Genomic DNA, 17,962 nt, shown 5'->3' with positions numbered 1-17,962 from the left:
CTTTCACGCCCCTGCCTTCGCCGTACCGACGCCCGTGTCCTCGGGCTGTCGCTGTTCCGGTACGCCGACGTGGTCGTCGTTCTCGTGGAATTCCAGCCGTGCCCGCTTGTTGGCGATGAGGCCCTCGGGACGGAAGCGCATCAGCAGGATCAGGGCGATGCCGAAGCCGAGCAGCTGGTAGTCCTGGAGGAAGGACAGCTTGGCGGGGATGAGGAAGAGGAGCGCGGAGCCGACGATCGGGCCGCTGATCGTGCCCATGCCGCCGAGGATGACGGCCGCGAGCAGGAAGGCGGAGTTCGGCGGGACGGGACCGGCGAACACGTAGTTCTCCGGGACCACCGTCGTGTTGACGTGCGCCTGCACCGTGCCCGCGAGACCGGCCAGGGCCGCACCGAGGGCGAAGGCGACGAGCTTGACCCGGAAGCCGTTGATGCCCATGGCGGTGGCGGCGGTCTCGTCCTCGCGGATCGCGACCCAGGCGCGGCCGATGCGGCTGTTGCCGGCGCGGGCGAAGACGACCACGACCAGCAGCATGATCAGGATCATGAGCAGGTAGTAGTTGGCGTAGGCGCCGAGCTCGACGCCGAGCACGACGTGCGACTCGCCGAAGTTGTACCCGAAGAACTCCAGCTGCGGGATGTTCGGGATGCCGTTCGGGCCGTTGGTGATCTGCGGACCCGAGGTGCCGTCCAGGTTGCCCATGGCGATGCGGAAGATCTCACCGAAACCGAGGGTCACGATGGCGAGGTAGTCGCCGCGCAGCCGCAGGGTCGGCGCGCCGATGACGACACCGAAGACCAGCGAGGCGGCCATGCCGGTGAGGGCGGCGGCCCAGAAGGGGAACTGGACGCCGAACGCCGACGAGGTGGCGCCGGAGACCAGTGCCGCCGTGTAGGCGCCGACACCGAGGAAGGCCACGTAACCGAGGTCGAGCAGACCGGCCAGGCCGACGACGATGTTCAGGCCGAGGGCGACGGTCGCGAAGATCAGGATGTTGACCGCGATCAGCGTGTACGTGTCGCCGCTCTGCTGGATGAACGGGAACGCGATCGCCATGACGATGGCCGCCGTGACGGTCACCTGGCGGTTGCGCGCCGTGATGCCGGACAGCCGCTGGGTCAGGCCGGACTTGACCAGCGCCGTGGCCGAGAAGCCGACGAGGATCAGGTACGCGATGAAGAGCTGCGGCTCCGAGTCGTCGGTGTCGATGCCGAACGTGACCACGAAGAGTCCGACGGCGAACACCGCGACGATGACCAGGATCTCGGCCCAGGAGGGCAGACGCTTGGCGGGGGTCGCCTTGCGGGTGTCGTCGGGCAGCAGGTACGCGGCGACCGCGGGCACGGCGGACACGAGGACGGCGACACCGGCGCCGGGCTCCAGGTCCACCACGGCGCCGAGCTCCCAGACGATCGAGATCGCGGTGAAGGCGGTGGTGGCGAAGGTGCCGAGGCCCAGGATCCACAGCGCCTTGCGGGTGCCGGCGGGGGTCAGCCAGCGGAGGCCCTTGACGCCGAGCGCGGAGAGCGCGTGGAGGCCGGTGAGGACGCCGCCGACGAGGGTGAGGAGCTGGAGCGGGGCGGGGTTGCCGTAGATCGTGAGGTTGCCGGGGAAGGCGGTGGTCCACGTCCAGGCGAGGAAGGCGCTGGCGACGGTGGCGAGGCTGCCGCCGACGATGGCCCAGAGCAGCAGCGCCTGCTTGGGCGCCGCGGTCGTCTTGTCGATGCTCGTCATGGTGCTCACGCCCTGTCCGCGACGCGCTCGCCGAGCAGGCCTTGGGGCCGCACGAGGAGTACGAGGATGAGGAGGACGAAGGCCCACACGTTGGACCAGGCACCGCCGCCGAGCTGCTGCATGCCGGGGATGTCCTCGATGTAGGCGATCGAGAGGGCCTCGGCGAGGCCGAGGACGACGCCGCCGACCATGGCGCCGTAGATGTTGCCGATGCCACCGAGGACGGCGGCGGTGAAGGCCTTCAGACCGAGGATGAAGCCCATCTCGAAGTTGATCTGGCCCTTGTCGACGCCGTACGCGACGGCGGCGACGGCGGCGAACGCGGCACCGATGGCGAAGGCCATGACGATGATGCGGTCGGTGTTGATGCCCATCAGCTTCGCGGTGTCCGGGTCCTGCGCGGTGGCCTGCATGGCCCGGCCGCTGCGGCTCTTGGAGACGAAGACGCCGAGGGCGAGCATGCACAGCGGCGCGAGCACGAGGATGAAGGCGTCGGCGCGCTGGATCGAGAGGCTCTCGGTGATCTTGAAGGCGTCACCCTTGAACTCGGGGAAGCTCACGGCCTTCTTGGCGTCCGGGTAGAACTGCCAGACGAGCTGCTGGAGCGCGATGGACAGGCCGATCGCCGTGATGAGCGGTGCCAGCCGGGGCGCGCTGCGCAGCGGGCGGTAGGCGAACCGCTCGGCGGCGGTGGCGACGGCCACGGAGGCTATCGCGCCACCGACGATCATGAGCGGTATCGCCACCAGCAGGGACGTGCCGCTCGGGAGAGCGGTGTAGGTGGTGAGGGCTCCGAAGCCCCCGATCATGAAGATCTCGCCGTGGGCGAAGTTGATGAGCTGGACGATGCCGTAGACCATGGTGTACCCGATGGCGATGAGGCCATAGAGGGCACCGAGGGCCAGGCCGTTGGCCAGCTGTTGCGGCAGTTCGTTCACCGCAGGCCTCCGATGAGCTTGTCGGATATGACTCCGCGCGAGGGCGCTGTTTGCGCCCTCGCGCGGGATGGTTCAGATGGTGCGGGTTTCCCGGGTGGGTACCGGGGTGGCGACTACTGGTTGAAGGTGTCGCTCTTGACGTCGATCCACTTGCCGCCCTCGACCTTGTAGACCGTGAGCTGCTTGTTCGTGGTGTCGCCGAACTCGTCGAAGGAGACCTTGCCGGTCACACCGTCGAAGGAGACCTTGCCCAGGGCCTCGGTGACCTTGGCGCGGGCGTCGGACGGCAGCTTGCCGTTGTTGGCGGCGACGACGGCCTTGACGGCCTGGATGATCGCCCAGCCGGCGTCGTACGAGTAGCCGCCGTAGGCCGCGTACGGGTCCTTGTAGCCGCCCGCGTTGTAGTCCGCGATGAACTTCTTGGCGGTGTCGAGCTTCTCGACCGGGTAGCCGATCGAGGTGGCCAGGTCACCGTCGTTGGCCTCGGCGGAGGCGCTGATGAAGGCCGGGTCGTAGATGCCGTCGCCACCCATGACGGGGATCTTGGCGCCGGTCTTCTTGATCTGGTCGGAGAGCAGACCGCCCTCGGGGTACTGGCCGCCGAAGTAGACGGAGTCGGCGCCGGAGGCCTTGACCTTGTCGGCGGTGGAGGAGAAGTCGGTCTCCTTCACGGTGACGTGGTCGGTGTCGACGACCTGGCCGCCGAGACGCTTGAACTCGTCGGAGAAGATCGCGGCGAGGCCCGCACCGTAGGTCTGCTTGTCGTCGACGACGAAGACCTTCTTCTTGCCGGCGTCCTTGAAGAGGTACTGGGCGGCGAACTTGCCCTGGACCACGTCGGTGGCGGCGGTACGGAAGTAGGTCGGGAAGGGGCGCTTGAACTCGCCCTTGCCCCAGTTGTCGCCCTGGCTCAGCGCCGGGTTCGTGTTGGCCGGGGAGACCTGGGCCAGGTTGGCGGCGGCGAAGACGCCCTGCATCTGCTGGGAGACGCCGGAGTTCAGCGGGCCGACGACGCCGAGGACGTCCTTGTTGCCGACGAGCTTGGTGGCGTTGGCCTGGCCGGAGGCCGGGACGGCCTGGTCGTCGAGACCCTCGATCTTGAAGGTGACGCCCGGGACTTCCTTGTTCTTGTTGGCGGTCTTGACCGCCAGGTCCACCGAGTTCTTGATGCCCTGGCCGAGCGCGGAGAGGGAACCGGTCAGCGGCGCGTCGACGCCGATGACGACGGTCACGCCGCCGCCGTCCGCGTTGTTGTCGCTGCCGCCCTTGTCGTCACGCGAACCGCATGCGGTGAGAGTGAGCGCTCCCGTGGTGAGCACGCTGGTGAGGATGAGCAGTGAACGGTGTCGCACGAAGAATCCTTTCCCTGGCGCGGCCCCCTCAAGCTGAGGCGGTGCCGTGAAGCTGTGTAGCTAGAGGTGCCGTTTTCGATGCCGGGCCGTACGGGGTGAAGCAGGCCGTGCAGTGGAAGCGCCCGGCGGCGCGGTGACTGGCCGTGACTCTAGGCGCAGGTGGGGAGGGTCGGGGAGCGCCGAGGTCAGGATGTGACTGTCTTGTTATGCCGACGGGGGGAGACGGTGTGCAGCGCATGGGCAAATCGGTACAAACAGGCCTGTAGCGCGGTGTTCACATCGTGAGAATCCCCAGTTCCGCTAAGGGGCTTGAGCGGATCACGGTCCTGACGGCGGCCCCGTGAGGCTCTCCGGATAGCGGAGAGGGCCTCTGATGTGAGCGGACGAAGATCCGCCGTCGCCCACGAGCGTCCACGAGCCCGAACGGGGCTCGAATGTCACGGAGTGTGACGTCGGGCGTGGCCGAGATCAGCCGCTCGGGGACGCCGGGGGAGTCGTCCACTGCCCGGGCGGTCGCCAGTTCTCCGAGCTCCCGGTGGCGCCCTTGGCCGCCTCGCAGCGCCGCCGCGACTCCCGGTCGGCGAACGCCGCCGCCGCCTCGCGGCCGGCGCGCCGCTCCTCGGTCCTGGCCGCCGCGAGGACGTCGTCGTGGATCTCGTACTGCTCGTTGGAGAGCCCCTTCTGCTCCCAGTCGAGCCCGGCCCACATGCTGCCCTCCAGGGCCTCCTTCACCCAGTACGACACCAGGCTCGTGCAGATGTCCGCGGGCGTGCTCGCGTGCGCCGCGGGGGAGCCGGTACGGGGTGCCGGTGCCGGCTCCGGCGCGTGCTCGCAGCCGGCGGTGAGGGTCACGAGGCACCCGGTCAGCGCCGCGGCAAGGAGGGATCCGGTCGGGCCGACTCGGCTTCCTGTCACGGGAGTTCCCTCGCTGGGTGAACGGATCGGGTGTTCTCCGGGGCGCGGTCAGTCAGTGAAGCGCGTCCACCCGCGCGGGGCAAGGGGGCGCGGCGAAGCGGGAGTTGGGCGCGCATACGCCGAAGGGGGGCGGTGCGCGCACGCACCGCCCCCCTCAACCAGGCCTGGATCAGGCCTTGTCGGCCCGTCCGGCCGCCGGCAGGTTCCCGGCGTCCTGGGGGTTGATGTCCCGCAGCATGCAGGTCAGCCGGGCGGAGCAGACCCGCTTGCCCTGCTCGTCCGTGATCACGATCTCGTACGTGGCGGTGGACCGGCCGCGGTGCACCGGGGTCGCCACGCCGGTCACCAGGCCGCTGCGCGCGCCGCGGTGGTGGGTGCAGTTCAGGTCGACGCCCACGGCGATCTTCGAGACCCCGCCGTGCAGCATCGAGCCGATCGAACCCAGCGTCTCGGCGAGCACCGCCGACGCGCCGCCGTGCAGCAGCCCGTACGGCTGGGTGTTCCCCTCCACCGGCATGGTGCCGACGACCCGCTCGGCCGAGGCCTCCACGATCTGGACGCCCATCCGGTTCCCGAGGTGTCCGGCCGAGAAGAGCGCCGGGAGGTCGACGCCCAGCGCCGCGTACTCGTCGATGACCTCCTGCGGGAACTTCACGTGCTGCTGCTCACCCATGGGTCCGGCTCCGTTCGTCTGCGTACGGCTGCTGATCGTGGGGCGCGTGATCGCGCGCCCGGCCTGAGCAAACGCTTAGGCGGAAGCCGATTGTTCCAGACGGACCACGACGGACTTGCTCGCGGGGGTGTTGCTGACGTCGGCCGTCGACTCCAGCGGCACCAGGACGTTCGTCTCCGGGTAGTAGGCGGCCGCGCACCCCCGGGACGTCGGGTAGTGCACCACCCGGAAGCCGGGCGCCCGCCGCTCCGTGCCGTCCGTCCACTCGCTCACCAGATCCGTGTAGTCCCCGTCGGCGAGGCCGAACGCGGCCGCGTCCTCCGGGTGCACGAGGACGACCCGGCGGCCGCCCTTGATGCCCCGGTAGCGGTCGTCCAGACCGTAGATCGTGGTGTTGTACTGGTCGTGCGAGCGGAGCGTCTGGAGCAGCAGGCGGCCCTCGGGCACCCTCGGGTACTCGACGGGAGCGGCCGTGAAGTTGGCCTTGCCGGTCGCCGTGGGGAAGCGGCGCTCGTCGCGCGGGGCGTGCGGCAGACCGAAGCCGCCCGGGTTCGCCGCGAGCCGGGCGTTGAAGTCCTCGAAGCCGGGCACCACGCGCGCGATCCGGTCACGGATCGTGGCGTAGTCGGCCTCGAAGGCCTCCCAGGGAGTGGCCGACCCGTCGCCCAGGACGGCCCGGGCCATCCGGGCCACGATCGCCGGCTCGGACAGCAGGTGCGGGCTCGCCGGCGGCAGGTTGCCCCGCGAGGCGTGCACCAGGCTCATCGAGTCCTCGACCGTCACCACCTGCCGGCCGCTCTTCTGCACGTCCTTGTCGGTGCGGCCGAGCGTGGGCAGGATCAGCGCACGCCGGCCCGTCACCGCGTGTGAGCGGTTCAGCTTCGTCGACACGTGGACGGTCAGCCGCGCGTTCCGCATCGCCGCCTCCGTCACCTCCGTGTCGGGCGTCGCCCCCACGAAGTTGCCGCCCATCGCGAAGAAGACCTTCGCCTCGCCGTCGCGCAGCGCCTGGATCGACCGGACCACGTCGAAACCGTGGTGGCGCGGCGAGACGATCCCGAACTCCTTGTCCAGGGCGTCCAGGAAGGCCGGCGCGGGCCGCTCGAAGATGCCCATCGTCCGGTCGCCCTGCACGTTCGAATGGCCGCGCACCGGGCACACGCCCGCGCCGGGCCGCCCGATGTTCCCGCGCAGCAGCAGCAGGTTCACCACCTCGCGGATCGTCGGCACCGAGTGCTTGTGCTGGGTCAGGCCCATCGCCCAGCAGACGATCGTCCGCTCCGAGGCCAGCACCATCTCCAGCGCCCGCTCGATGTCGGCGCGGTCGAGCCCCGTCGCGGCGAGGGTCTCGTCCCAGTCGGCCGCGCCGGCCGCCGCGGCGAAGTCCTCGTAGCCGTGCGTGTGCTCCCGTACGAACTCCTCGTCGACCGCCCCGGGCGTCTCCAGGACCAGCCGGTTGAGGAGCCGGAAGAGGGCCTGGTCGCCGCCGATCCGGATCTGGAGGAAGAGGTCGGTGAGCGCGGCGCCCCTGAGCATGCCCTGCGGGGTCTGCGGGTTCTTGAACCGCTCCAGACCCGCCTCCGGCAGCGGGTTCACCGAGATGATCCGGGCACCCGCCGCCTTCGCCTTCTCCAGGGCCGACAGCATCCGCGGATGGTTCGTGCCCGGGTTCTGCCCGGCCACGATGATCAGGTCGGCCCGGTGCAGGTCCTCCAGGGAGACGCTGCCCTTGCCGATCCCGATCGTCTCGGTCAGCGCCGAGCCCGAGGACTCGTGGCACATGTTGGAGCAGTCCGGCAGGTTGTTCGTGCCGAACTCGCGCGCGAACAGCTGGAGCAGGAACGCGGCCTCGTTGCTGGTCCGGCCCGAGGTGTAGAACAGCGCCTCGTCGGGGGAGGCCAGCGCCCGGAGCTCCTCCGCGATGATCGCGAAGGCCCGCTCCCAGGTCACCGGCTCGTACCGCTCGCCGTCCTCCGCGAGCAGCATCGGCTCCGTGATGCGGCCCTGCTGCCCCAGCCAGTACCCGCTGCGGGTCGCCAGGTCCGCCACCGGATGCGCGGCGAAGAACGCCGGGGTCACCCGGCGCAGCGTCGCCTCCTCGGCGACCGCCTTCGCGCCGTTCTCGCAGAACTCCGCGACGTGCCGCTTGTCCTCCTCCGGCCACGCGCAGCCCGGACAGTCGAAACCGTCCTTCTGGTTGACCTTGAGCAGGGTCCGGGCGGTCCGGCCGAGGCCCATCTGCTCCCGTGCGATCCGCAGGGTGTGCCCGATGGCGGGCAGGCCCGCTGCGGCGTGCTGCGGCGGCGTGACCTGCGGTGCGTCCTGTACCGGATCACCGGCCGGCGGCTTGCTGACCATCGCGCTCTCCCTTGAGCGGTATTCCTGTGGCGTACACGTTCGATCCTGTCACGGACCACCGACGGCCCGGCGGACAGGGCGGCGCGGACCGGACCGCGCGACCGGGAATGTCAGTGGGCCGTGGGAGGATCGTCCCGTGGCCGAGACAGCATCGAAGAAGACCGAGAAGACCGAAGCGGACCGCCCGCGACTCCTCCTCATGGACGGGCACTCCCTGGCGTACCGCGCGTTCTTCGCGCTGCCCGCGGAGAACTTCACCACCGCGACCGGGCAGCCGACGAACGCCATCTACGGGTTCGCCTCGATGCTGGCGAACACCCTGCGCGACGAGGCGCCCACGCACTTCGCCGTCGCGTTCGACGTGTCCCGCAAGACCTGGCGGTCCGAGGAGTTCCCCGAGTACAAGGCGAACCGCTCCAAGACCCCCGACGAGTTCAAGGGGCAGGTCGAGCTGATCGGCGAGCTCCTCGACGCGATGCACGCCCCGCGCTTCGCCGTCGACGGCTTCGAGGCCGACGACGTCATCGCGACCCTCGCCACCCAGGCCGAGGCCGAGGGCTTCGAGGTCCTGATCGTCACCGGCGACCGCGACTCCTTCCAGCTGGTCACCGACCGCACCACCGTGCTCTACCCCACCAAGGGCGTCTCCGAGCTCACCCGCTTCACCCCGGAGAAGGTCCAGGAGAAGTACGGCCTGAGCCCCTCCCAGTACCCCGACTTCGCGGCCCTGCGCGGCGACCCGTCCGACAACCTCCCCGGCATCCCCGGCGTCGGCGAGAAGACCGCCGCCAAGTGGATCACCCAGTTCGGCTCCTTCGCCGAGCTCGTCGAGCGCGCCGAGGAGGTCAAGGGCAAGGCCGGCCAGAACTTCCGCGACCACCTGGACTCGGTCCGGCTCAACCGCCGCCTGACCGAGATGGTCCGGGACGTCGCACTGCCGAAGACGGTGACGGACCTCGCCCGCGAGCCGTACGACCGCACGGCCGTCGCCCTTGTCCTCGACACCCTGGAGATCCGCAACCCCTCGCTGCGCGAGCGGCTCCTCGCCGTCGACCCCGGCGCCGCGGAGGAGGCCGCCCCGGCGCCCGCCGCGGGCGTCGAGCTCGACGGCACCGTCCTCGGCGCGGGCGAGCTCGCCCCCTGGCTCGCCGAGCACGGCACCGAGCCGCTCGGCATCGCCACCGTCGACAGCTGGGCCCTCGGCACGGGGAACGTCAGCGAGATCGCCCTCGCCGCCGCCGACGGAGCCGCCGCCTGGTTCGAGCCCAGCGCCCTCGACGAGGCCGACGAGCAGGCCTGGGCCGCGTGGATCTCCGACCCCGCCCGCCCCAAGGTCGTGCACAACGCCAAGGGCGCCATGCGGGTCTTCCCCGAGCACGGCTGGAGCATCGCGGGCGTCACCATGGACACCGCCCTCGCCGCCTACCTCGTCAAGCCCGGCCGACGCTCCTTCGCCCTCGACGCGCTCTCCGTCGAGTACCTCGGCCGCGAGCTCGCCCCGGCCGCCGCCGCCGACGGCCAGCTCGCCTTCGGCGCCGACGACACCGCCGAGGCCGAAGCACTCATGACCCAGGCGCGGGCCGTCCTCGACCTCGGCGACGCCTTCGACGAGCGGCTGGGCGAGGTCGGGGCCCGCGGGCTCCTCCACGACGTCGAGCTGCCCACCTCCACCCTCCTCGCCCGCCTGGAGCGGCACGGCATCGCCGCCGACCGCGACCACCTGGAGGCCATGGAGCAGCAGTTCGCCGGCGCCGTCCAGCAGGCCGTGAAGGAGGCGCACGCCTCCGTCGGCCACGAGTTCAACCTCGGCTCGCCCAAGCAGCTCCAGGAGGTCTTCTTCGGCGAGCTCAACCTGCCGAAGACCAAGAAGACCAAGACCGGCTACACCACGGACGCCGACGCGCTCGCCTGGCTGGCCGGCCAGACCGAGCACGAACTGCCCGTGATCATGCTCCGCCACCGCGAGCAGGCCCGGCTCCGCTCCACCGTCGAAGGCCTGATCAAGACGGTCGCCGCCGACGGCCGGATCCACACCACCTTCAGCCAGACCGTCGCCGCCACCGGCCGCCTCTCCTCCACCGACCCGAACCTGCAGAACGTGCCGGTGCGCACCGACGAGGGCCGGGCCATCCGGCACGGCTTCGTCGTCGGCGAGGGCTTCGAGGCCCTCATGACCGCCGACTACAGCCAGATCGAGCTGCGCGTCATGGCCCACCTCTCCGAGGACGAGGGCCTCATCGAGGCCTTCGCCTCCGGCGAGGACCTCCACACCACGGTCGCCTCCCAGGTCTTCGGCGTCGAGCGGTCCGCCGTCGACGCCGAGATGCGCCGCAAGATCAAGGCCATGTCGTACGGCCTGGCCTACGGCCTCTCCGCCTTCGGCCTCGCCCAGCAGCTGAACATCGACCCGGGCGAGGCCCGCGGCCTGATGGACACCTACTTCGAGCGCTTCGGCGGGGTGCGCGACTACCTCCACCGCGTCGTCGACGAGGCCCGCGCCACCGGGTACACCGAGACCATGCTCGGCCGCCGCCGCTACCTGCCCGACCTCAACAGCGACAACCGGCAGCGCCGCGAGGCGGCCGAGCGGATGGCACTCAACGCCCCCATCCAGGGCACCGCCGCCGACATCGTCAAGGTCGCCATGCTCGGCGTCGACCGCGCCCTCACCGAGGCCGGCCTCGCCTCCCGGATGCTCCTCCAGGTCCACGACGAAATCGTCCTCGAACTCGCCCCCGGCGAGCGCGACCAGGTCGAGGCCCTCGTCCGCGAGCAGATGTCCGCCGCCGCCGACCTCCGCGCCCCCCTCGACGTCTCCGTCGGCGTCGGCCCCGACTGGGACTCCGCCGCCCACTGACACCCCCCGCAGGGGTGGGCCACGCCCAGCGTGCCCCACCCCTGCGGCGCGAGCGGCTGCCGCGCATCCCCCCGTGCGGGCGGAGCCCTGCCCGTGTCACCCCCTCCGCGCGGGCGGCGCCCGCCGGCGGTCGACTACCGGACCGCCCTCCTGAGCCACGACAACCCCACCAAGCGGTACGGCGTCCGCACCCTGGAGGGGGTCGCCCTCGCCGTGCACCGCGGACTCGCCGGCGGCGGCACGGCCGTCCGGGGCTCCACCCCGCCCGAGAGGATCAGCGAGATCCCTGACGGGAGCGCCCCCCGCGACGAGCCGGGTCCTCTCCCGCCAAGTCCTCTCCCGTCAGGTCCGCTCCCGCAGGGCCCTCCTCAGGGGCTCCCTCAAGGACCCGCTCCCGAGACCCCGCCCGGGACCGCTCGGGGTCTCCTCCCCGCAGCCGCGCCCCCGCTCCGTACAGCACGAGCCCGACGGCGAGCCCCGCGCCGGCTCCGAAACAGGCCGTCGGAATGATGTCCAGGGGCGTCTCGATCCGGTCCCAGCCCCAGTACGAGGCCCAGCGCAGCACCCGGTGGACGATGCCCGCGAGCACACAGCCGCCGATCAGGCCGACCGCGACGAGCCGACCGCGCCGGCCGGGGACCGGCACCCGGGCCGGCAGGCCGACACCGGGACCGGCGGAGCGCAGCACCCGTGCGCCGAACCAGATCAGCAGGCCGAGGGCGAGCGCCGAACTCCCGTACTGCGCGTAGAGGTAGACGGGGAACCCGGCCACGATCTCGCCGAGGACGGGGATCGCCCGGGTGCCCCAGCGGTCGAGGTGGGTGAAGGAGTCCCACCCCACGTGGGTCGCCGAGCCGATCACCGCGGAGAGGAAGAACCAGCCGACGAGCGCCGCCGGGTGGCGGTCGCGCCAGGGTCGGCCCCGGACCAGCCCGTACACCGGTCCGCGCCACCGGGCGGGCAGCAGCGCCACGAGCGGCTCACGGACGAGCAGCCAGAGGCCCACGAGCGCGGCGGTGACGAGCACGTCGGCGGTGACGATCCCGACGGGGGAGTGGGTGACCGCCCCGAGGTCCATCGCCCCGGGCGCCGCGGTGGCGGCGAAGTAGGTCATGTCGGGGGCGAAGGAGCCCGCGACGAGCGCGGAGGCCACCAGGGGCCCGCGCCCGGTCCCGTTCCGGCGCAGCCCGGGCAGGACGGCGGCGGCATGACTCAGGGTGAACGGCAACGGGAGGTCCCCTCGGTTCCGGGTGGTGACGGCCGGCGAGCTGGAACGGCCGCAGTGCAAGAGGCCCCCGGGCGGGCGGTCGGTTCCCGTCCTCCGTGGCACCGGAATCGAAAGGCAGCCGTTCGGCAGACGGCGCAGAGGTGACGAAACCGTGAAACACGGTCAGCGGCCGGTGTCCGGCGGTCGGGAGTTGGCATAGGGTCGCCAGAGGTCACGCGCGGGGAGCGTGGGACTCGAGTCGACGGGGAGGGGACCACGGGTATGGCAGCGCACATCGGCCACCGGCTGCGCAAGGGGGCCACCAGCGGTGTGGTGGTGGCCGCGGCGGTCGCCGCGCTGGCGGCTTCGCAGGCACCGGAGGCCGTTTCGCCACCCACGGACAACACCGGCGGGGACCGCGCCATCGGCGCCGGTGACTCCACCGCTCCGCCGTCCGGCGAGGGCTCCGCGACCGGCGATTCCCCGTACTACACCGAACTGCCGCCGCTGAACACGCCGAACAAGCCCGGCGCGAGCACCAACCTGCCGGTGATCACCGGCCCCGCCGAGGCCGGCATACCCGCGTCCGTCCTGGCCGCGTACAAGCGGGCCGAGCAGTCGATACGCTCGACCACCCCCGGCTGCAACCTGCCCTGGCAGCTGCTCGCCGGCATCGGCAAGGTCGAGTCCGGGCAGGCGCGCGGCGGCCGGGTCGACGCCAACGGCACGACGCTCTCCCCGATCCTCGGCCCCGTCCTCAACGGCGTCGGCTTCGCCGACATCTCGGACACCGACGGCGGTGCCTACGACGGCGACAAGGTCCACGACCGCGCCGTCGGCCCGATGCAGTTCATCCCGTCGACCTGGGCGACCTGGGGGCAGGACGCCAACAGCGACGGCAAGAAGGACCCGAACAACATCTACGACGCCGCACAGGCGGCCGGCCTCTACCTCTGCGCGAACGACCGCAACCTCGCGCTGAAGGCCGACCTCGACCGGGCGATCCTCAGCTACAACCGCTCGACGGAGTACCTGAACCTGGTCATGACCTGGGTGACGTACTACCAGCGCGGCACCCACCAGGTCCCGGACGGCACGGGAGTCCTCCCGGTCGACCGCAGCGACGGCCTGACCCCGGGCAACCTTCCCACCGCGCCGCCGTCGCCGAATCCGACGACCCCCGCGCCGGTCACCCCGAAGCCGAAGCCGTCGGAGACCCGTCCCGGTCAGGTCAAGCCGCCGACCGTGCCGACGAAGCCCCCGGTCACCCCGCCCACCGCCACGCCGGCCGCGAAGGTCACGCGGCTCACGATCGTGGCCAACGGGAAGCCGACCACGACCACGGGCAGCGCCTTCACGGGAGCGCCCCGGGTCGCGGCGCTCGACGCCACGGGCAAGCCGGTCGCCGGGGTCGGCGTCCGCTTCGAGATCGTCGGGACCACCGACTCCCACTTCGCCGGCGGCGCGAAGGCCGTCACCGTCACCACCAACTCGTCCGGCCTCGCCGCTTCTCCCACCCTCTGGGCCGGCGAGCGGACGGGAACGTTCACGGTGCGCGCCACCGTCGTGGGCCGCACCCTGGCCGCGGCCGACTTCGCCGCGACGGTCACGGAGCGCCGGGCGGACACCCTCGTCCGGGTCGGCGAGGACGCCCTGTCGGCCACCACCGGCGCGACCTTCACGCAGCAGATCAAGGTGAAGGCCACCGACAAGGGCGCCCTCGCCCCGGGTGTGCTCGTCACCGCGCAGATCGTCACCTCGGAGACGGACCCCAAGGAGAGCGCCGAGGGCCCGTACTTCAAGCAGGGGGGCGAGGTCGTCCGTACCGTCACCCTCACCACCGGTGTCGACGGGCTGCTCACCCTCGCCCCCGACACGGTGCTCGCGGGCGACAAGGCGGGCACGTACTACCTCCGGCTGACCGCGCCGGGCGGCGGCGTGGTCTTCATCGCGCTCAAGGTCGAGGCGCCTTCGACGCCGCCTCCGACGCAGGAGCCGACCCCGGACCCGACGCCGTCCGGGACGGGTTCGCCCGAGGCCACCGCCTCTCCCTCGGCCTCTCCCACGACCTGACCCGCCGGTCGCCCGCCTTCGCGCCGCCCCGCCGTCCCCCCCGGACGCGGGGGCGGCGCTCCGCGTTACCCGGGTGCAACGTGTTCTCATCTCGCGGTCGCGTTGCTACGGTGCCCCAGCCCTGACGACCTATCAGATCGCACCCGGGAGGCCGACCATGCGCGCCCTCGTCGCCGCCGCCATCGGACTCGCCCCAGTCCTCCTCTTCGTCCTCCTCGTGTCCGTGGTCGATCTGCCGCCCGACGGCCCCACCTCGCCCAAGCCCCTGCTCACCGCCGATCCCGGCCCCAAGAAGTAGAGGGGCCGACCGTGCGCCGCCCAGCCAGCCTCGTCCTGCTCGCCCTCGCCGTCTTCTGCGCCGGGATGGCCCCGTTCCTCCGCTGGTACGCCTTCCCCCGCCTGGCGAAGATCCCGTCGAACCAGTACCAGGAGACCGTTCTGGAGGCCCGCCCCGCGACCCTCCTCAACTACTCCACCCTCCAGGCCGAGAAGGTCGACAAGATCACGATCATCCAGACCCTCAAGGGCAACGTGGAGGAGTCCCGCCGCATCGAACGCGACGCCGGACGCGACGTCGTCGTCTGGGACGCCCTCGCCTACGTCACCGGCCCCGACGGCAAGATGGTCTCCCAGGTCCCCGAGCGGTACATCTTCGACGCCCACACCCAGGACCCCGTCCACGCCACCGGCGAGTCCGTCGACGGCGACCCGGTCCGGCGCGAGGGCATCGAGTTCAAGTTCCCCTTCCTCACCGAGAAGCGGGACTACCAGTACTTCGACGCCCAGACCCGCACCGCGGCCCCCATCCACTACAAGGGCACCCGCACCTTCCGGGGCATGGAGGTCTACTACTTCGAGCAGACCGTCCCGTGGACCAAGGTCCCCATGCCCAAGTCCATGCCGGTCAAGGGCATCACCCCGAAGGTCCTCGCCGACTCGGGCCTCACCCGCTGGTACACGACCAAGCGCATGTTCTGGATCGAGCCCGTCACCGGAGCCCCCGTCAACGGCGAGGAGATCCACAAGGAGGAGCTCCGCAACGCCAAGGCACTGATGGGCCGCGACACCCTCACCGTCTTCGAGGGCCACGTGAAGATGCGCGAGGACTACCTGGAGAGCGTCGGCGAACTGGTCTCCGCCAACCGCCTCACCGTCCTGGTGCTCGTCTCCTACGGCCCCTGGAGCCTCACCTTCCTGGCCCTGGCCCTCCTCTCCCTCTCCCTCTGGCTGGAGGCCCGGTCCCGCCGCGCCGCCCCGACACCCCCGGCCGCCGCCCCGGTCACCGCTCCCGTCTGAGCCGGGCGCTCGTGTGCCGGGTCGGCTCCGCCCCCGACGGGTCCTCCGGCCACGGGTGCTTCGGGTACCGCCCCCGCAGCTCCGCCCGCACCGCGCGGTAGCCCTCCTGCCAGAACGACGCCAGGTCCGCCGTCACCGCCGCCGGCCGCCCGGCGGGGGAGAGAAGGTGGACGAGGACCGGGACGCCCGCCACCCGCGGCGTCTCGGCGAGACCGAACATCTCCTGGAGCTTCACCGCGAGCACCGGCCGCTCGCCCCCGTAGTCGACCCGGATCCTCGAACCGCTCGGCACCTCGATCCGCTCCGGCGCCAGTTCGTCGAGCCGGCCCGCCTCACCCGAGGCCCACGGCAGCAGCCGCCGCAGCGCCTCGCCCGCGTCGATCCGCCCCAGATCGGCCCGGCGCACCGCCCGCGACAGCTCCGGCTCCAGCCACTCCCCGGCCCGGTCGACCAGCGGCCCGTCCGCCATGTCGGGCCAGGGTTCCCCCACCTCCCGGTGGAGGAACGCGAGCCGCTCCCGAAGCTCCCCGGCCTCCCGGCCCCAGCGCAGCAGCCCCGGCCCCTCGCGCCGCAGACCGTCGAGCAGCGCCTCCCGGACGAGGGAGGGCGCGGCCCCCGCCCCCAGCGGCCGTACGGTCAGCTCGACCGCGCCCAGCCGGTCCACCGAGCGCGCCACCACGTCCCCGTCCTCCCAGTGGACCTCCTCGCCCGTGGACCGCAGATGTCCGGCGGCCCGCCGTGCCACGGACTCGTCGACCACGGCCGCGAGCCGCACCCGCGCCGTCGCGTCCCGCGCCGTACGGTCCGCCACCGCCACGGCCAGCCACGGCGAGGTGCGCAGCGCCGAGCCCTCGGCGAGCCGCGCACCGCTCCCCGACACCATGAGGTACCCGCCCTGCTCCCTGGCCCTGGCGACGCGCTCCGGGAAGGCCAGCGCCGTCACCAGTCCGGCCACGACGTCCTCACCCTCCCCCGCGGACCCGCCGCCGCCCCCCGGGCCGGCCCCGTCCGCCGCCTCGCCGGCCGACCGCTCCAGGCGGCGCGCCTCCGCCTTCCACCGGGCTCCGTAGCCGTCGGCGCCCCGGCGGGCCGTACGCCAGGCCGCCGCCAGGTCGTCCCCGTAGTCGCGCGGCGGCTCCTCGCTGAGCAGCGCCACCACCTCCGCCGCCCGGCGGACCCCGACCTCGGCCGCGCCGTCGAGGAGGGCACGCCCCAGCCGCGGGTGCAGCCCGAGCCGGGAGAGCCGCACGCCCCGCTGCGTGGCCCGGCCGTCGGCGTCCACGGCCCCGATCGACTCCAGGACCGCGCGGGCCGCCGCCATCGCCCCGGCGGGCGGCACGTCGAGCAGCGCGAGCCCCGCCGCCGTCGGATCGCCCCAGCAGGCGGCCCGCAGGGCGAAGTCCGCCAGGTCGGCGATCCTGATCTCGGGAGAGGGGAAGCGGGCCCGGCCGCCGTCCTCCGTCTCGGACCAGCACCGGTAGACCACGCCGAACGCCTCACGGCCCGAGCGCCCCGCCCGCTGGGTCGCCGCGGCCGTCGACACCGGCACCGTCGCCAGCGAGCCGAGGCCCCGCGCGTGGTCCATGCGCGGCTCCCGCGCCAGCCCCGAGTCCACCACGATCCGCACCCCCGGGACCGTCAGGCTCGACTCCGCCACGGACGTCGAGAGCACCACCCGCCGCCGCCCGCCCGGCTCGGCACCCCGCAGCACCGCGTCCTGCACCGCGGCAGGCGCCCGCCCGTGCAGCTGGAGCACCTCGGCGTCCAGTCCGGCGAGCAGCCCCGCCGTCCGCGCGATCTCCCCCGTGCCCGGCAGGAAGCAGAGGACGTCGCCCTCGTGCCGCTCCATCGCCAGCCGCACGGTGGCCGCCACGTGGCGCAGCAGCGCCGGATCCACCCAGGTCCCGTGCGCGGGCCTGATCCCGGCGGGCGGCGCGGCGAACCGGACCTCGTGGCCGTGCCCCTGTCCCTCGCTCCACACGACCGGCGCGGGCCCGGTCCCGTCCACCACCGTGAGCAGCCGCGCCCACGCCTCCGCGTCGCTCGTCGCCGAGGCCGCGATCAGCTTCAGCTCCGGCCGCAGCGTCGCCCGCACGTCCACCAGGAAGGCCATGGCGGTGTCGGCGTCCAGATGCCGCTCGTGGCACTCGTCGAGCAGGACCACGTCCACGCCCGCCAGCTCCGGGTCGCGTTGGAGCCGCTGGAGCAGGATGCCCGTCGTCACCACCTCGACCCGGGTCGCGGGCCCGGTCCGCCGCTCGCCGCGCACCGAGAAGCCCACCGCGCCGCCGACCTCCTCGCCGAGCAGCCACGCCATCCGCCGCGCCGCCGCCCGCACCGCCATCCTGCGCGGCTCGGCCACCAGCACCCGGCGCCCGGGGCCGTCCCCTATGAGCCCCGCGAGGGCCAGCGGCACCAGCGTCGTCTTGCCGGTGCCGGGAGGAGCGGACAGCACCGCCGTGCCGCGCTCCGCGAGCGCGGCGAGCAGCTCGGGGACGGCATGGCGGACGGGGAGGCGGTCGAGTGCGTCGAATCGGATCACGCGTTCAGTCTCGTACG

General features: G+C 72.4%; 12 protein-coding genes. 4 read left to right on the top strand and 8 right to left on the bottom strand.

What is annotated here, in order from left to right:
- Positions 1 to 3: 3 nt before the first annotated feature.
- The 6 genes from ACFCY7_RS11030 to ACFCY7_RS11005 form a co-directional block, all read right to left on the bottom strand.
- Positions 4 to 1,734, bottom strand: coding sequence for a branched-chain amino acid ABC transporter permease (locus ACFCY7_RS11030; RefSeq protein ID WP_376483399.1), 1,731 nt, complete (start codon positions 1,732 to 1,734; stop codon positions 4 to 6).
- A 5-nt stretch (positions 1,735 to 1,739) separates the two neighbouring features.
- On the bottom strand, positions 1,740 to 2,672 hold the full coding sequence (locus ACFCY7_RS11025) for a branched-chain amino acid ABC transporter permease (protein ID WP_367828370.1): 933 nt from the start codon (positions 2,670 to 2,672) through the stop codon (positions 1,740 to 1,742).
- 113 nt (positions 2,673 to 2,785) lie between these two features.
- Complete coding sequence (locus ACFCY7_RS11020; protein WP_017238700.1) at positions 2,786 to 4,024, bottom strand: branched-chain amino acid ABC transporter substrate-binding protein; 1,239 nt, start codon at positions 4,022 to 4,024, stop codon at positions 2,786 to 2,788.
- Positions 4,025 to 4,492: 468 nt separating this feature from the next.
- Positions 4,493 to 4,939, bottom strand: coding sequence for a hypothetical protein (locus tag ACFCY7_RS11015; protein ID WP_376483371.1), 447 nt, complete (start codon positions 4,937 to 4,939; stop codon positions 4,493 to 4,495).
- Positions 4,940 to 5,108: 169 nt separating this feature from the next.
- Positions 5,109 to 5,612: a PaaI family thioesterase gene (locus ACFCY7_RS11010; RefSeq protein WP_376483369.1), complete on the bottom strand. Its 504-nt coding sequence runs from the start codon at positions 5,610 to 5,612 to the stop codon at positions 5,109 to 5,111.
- Between the two features lie 75 nt (positions 5,613 to 5,687).
- Positions 5,688 to 7,970 (bottom strand): FdhF/YdeP family oxidoreductase, encoded by a 2,283-nt coding sequence (locus ACFCY7_RS11005; RefSeq protein ID WP_376483367.1) that lies wholly within the window; start codon positions 7,968 to 7,970, stop codon positions 5,688 to 5,690.
- Positions 7,971 to 8,106: 136 nt separating this feature from the next.
- Between ACFCY7_RS11005 and polA the strand changes: the two genes are divergently transcribed.
- Positions 8,107 to 10,827: a DNA polymerase I gene (gene polA, locus ACFCY7_RS11000; RefSeq protein ID WP_376483365.1), complete on the top strand. Its 2,721-nt coding sequence runs from the start codon at positions 8,107 to 8,109 to the stop codon at positions 10,825 to 10,827.
- Positions 10,828 to 11,101: 274 nt separating this feature from the next.
- Here the strand turns inward: polA and ACFCY7_RS10995 are convergent, their stop codons facing one another.
- Positions 11,102 to 12,055: a DUF4184 family protein gene (locus tag ACFCY7_RS10995; RefSeq protein ID WP_376483363.1), complete on the bottom strand. Its 954-nt coding sequence runs from the start codon at positions 12,053 to 12,055 to the stop codon at positions 11,102 to 11,104.
- A 261-nt stretch (positions 12,056 to 12,316) separates the two neighbouring features.
- Between ACFCY7_RS10995 and ACFCY7_RS10990 the strand changes: the two genes are divergently transcribed.
- The 3 genes from ACFCY7_RS10990 (at position 12,317) to ACFCY7_RS10980 (ending at position 15,403) form a co-directional block, all read left to right on the top strand.
- Complete coding sequence (locus ACFCY7_RS10990) at positions 12,317 to 14,107, top strand: lytic transglycosylase domain-containing protein (RefSeq protein WP_376483361.1); 1,791 nt, start codon at positions 12,317 to 12,319, stop codon at positions 14,105 to 14,107.
- Between the two features lie 157 nt (positions 14,108 to 14,264).
- Entirely contained in the window at positions 14,265 to 14,405 is a 141-nt protein-coding gene (locus ACFCY7_RS10985; RefSeq protein WP_106975990.1) for an SPW_0924 family protein, read from the top strand.
- Positions 14,406 to 14,416: 11 nt separating this feature from the next.
- Positions 14,417 to 15,403 carry a DUF3068 domain-containing protein gene (locus tag ACFCY7_RS10980; RefSeq protein ID WP_376483359.1) on the top strand — a complete coding sequence of 329 codons (987 nt, stop codon included), beginning with the start codon at positions 14,417 to 14,419 and terminating at the stop codon, positions 15,401 to 15,403.
- On the opposite strand, the gene hrpB is transcribed toward ACFCY7_RS10980, so the two are convergent.
- Positions 15,387 to 17,945 carry an ATP-dependent helicase HrpB gene (gene hrpB, locus ACFCY7_RS10975; RefSeq protein WP_376483358.1) on the bottom strand — a complete coding sequence of 853 codons (2,559 nt, stop codon included), beginning with the start codon at positions 17,943 to 17,945 and terminating at the stop codon, positions 15,387 to 15,389. The genes ACFCY7_RS10980 and hrpB overlap by 17 nt on opposite strands.
- Positions 17,946 to 17,962: the final 17 nt, after the last annotated feature.

The sequence above is a fragment of the Streptomyces sp. NPDC056361 genome (assembly GCF_042262805.1).
In the GTDB taxonomy this organism is placed as follows: domain Bacteria; phylum Actinomycetota; class Actinomycetes; order Streptomycetales; family Streptomycetaceae; genus Streptomyces.
This window is presented reverse-complemented; position numbering and strand designations above follow the sequence as displayed.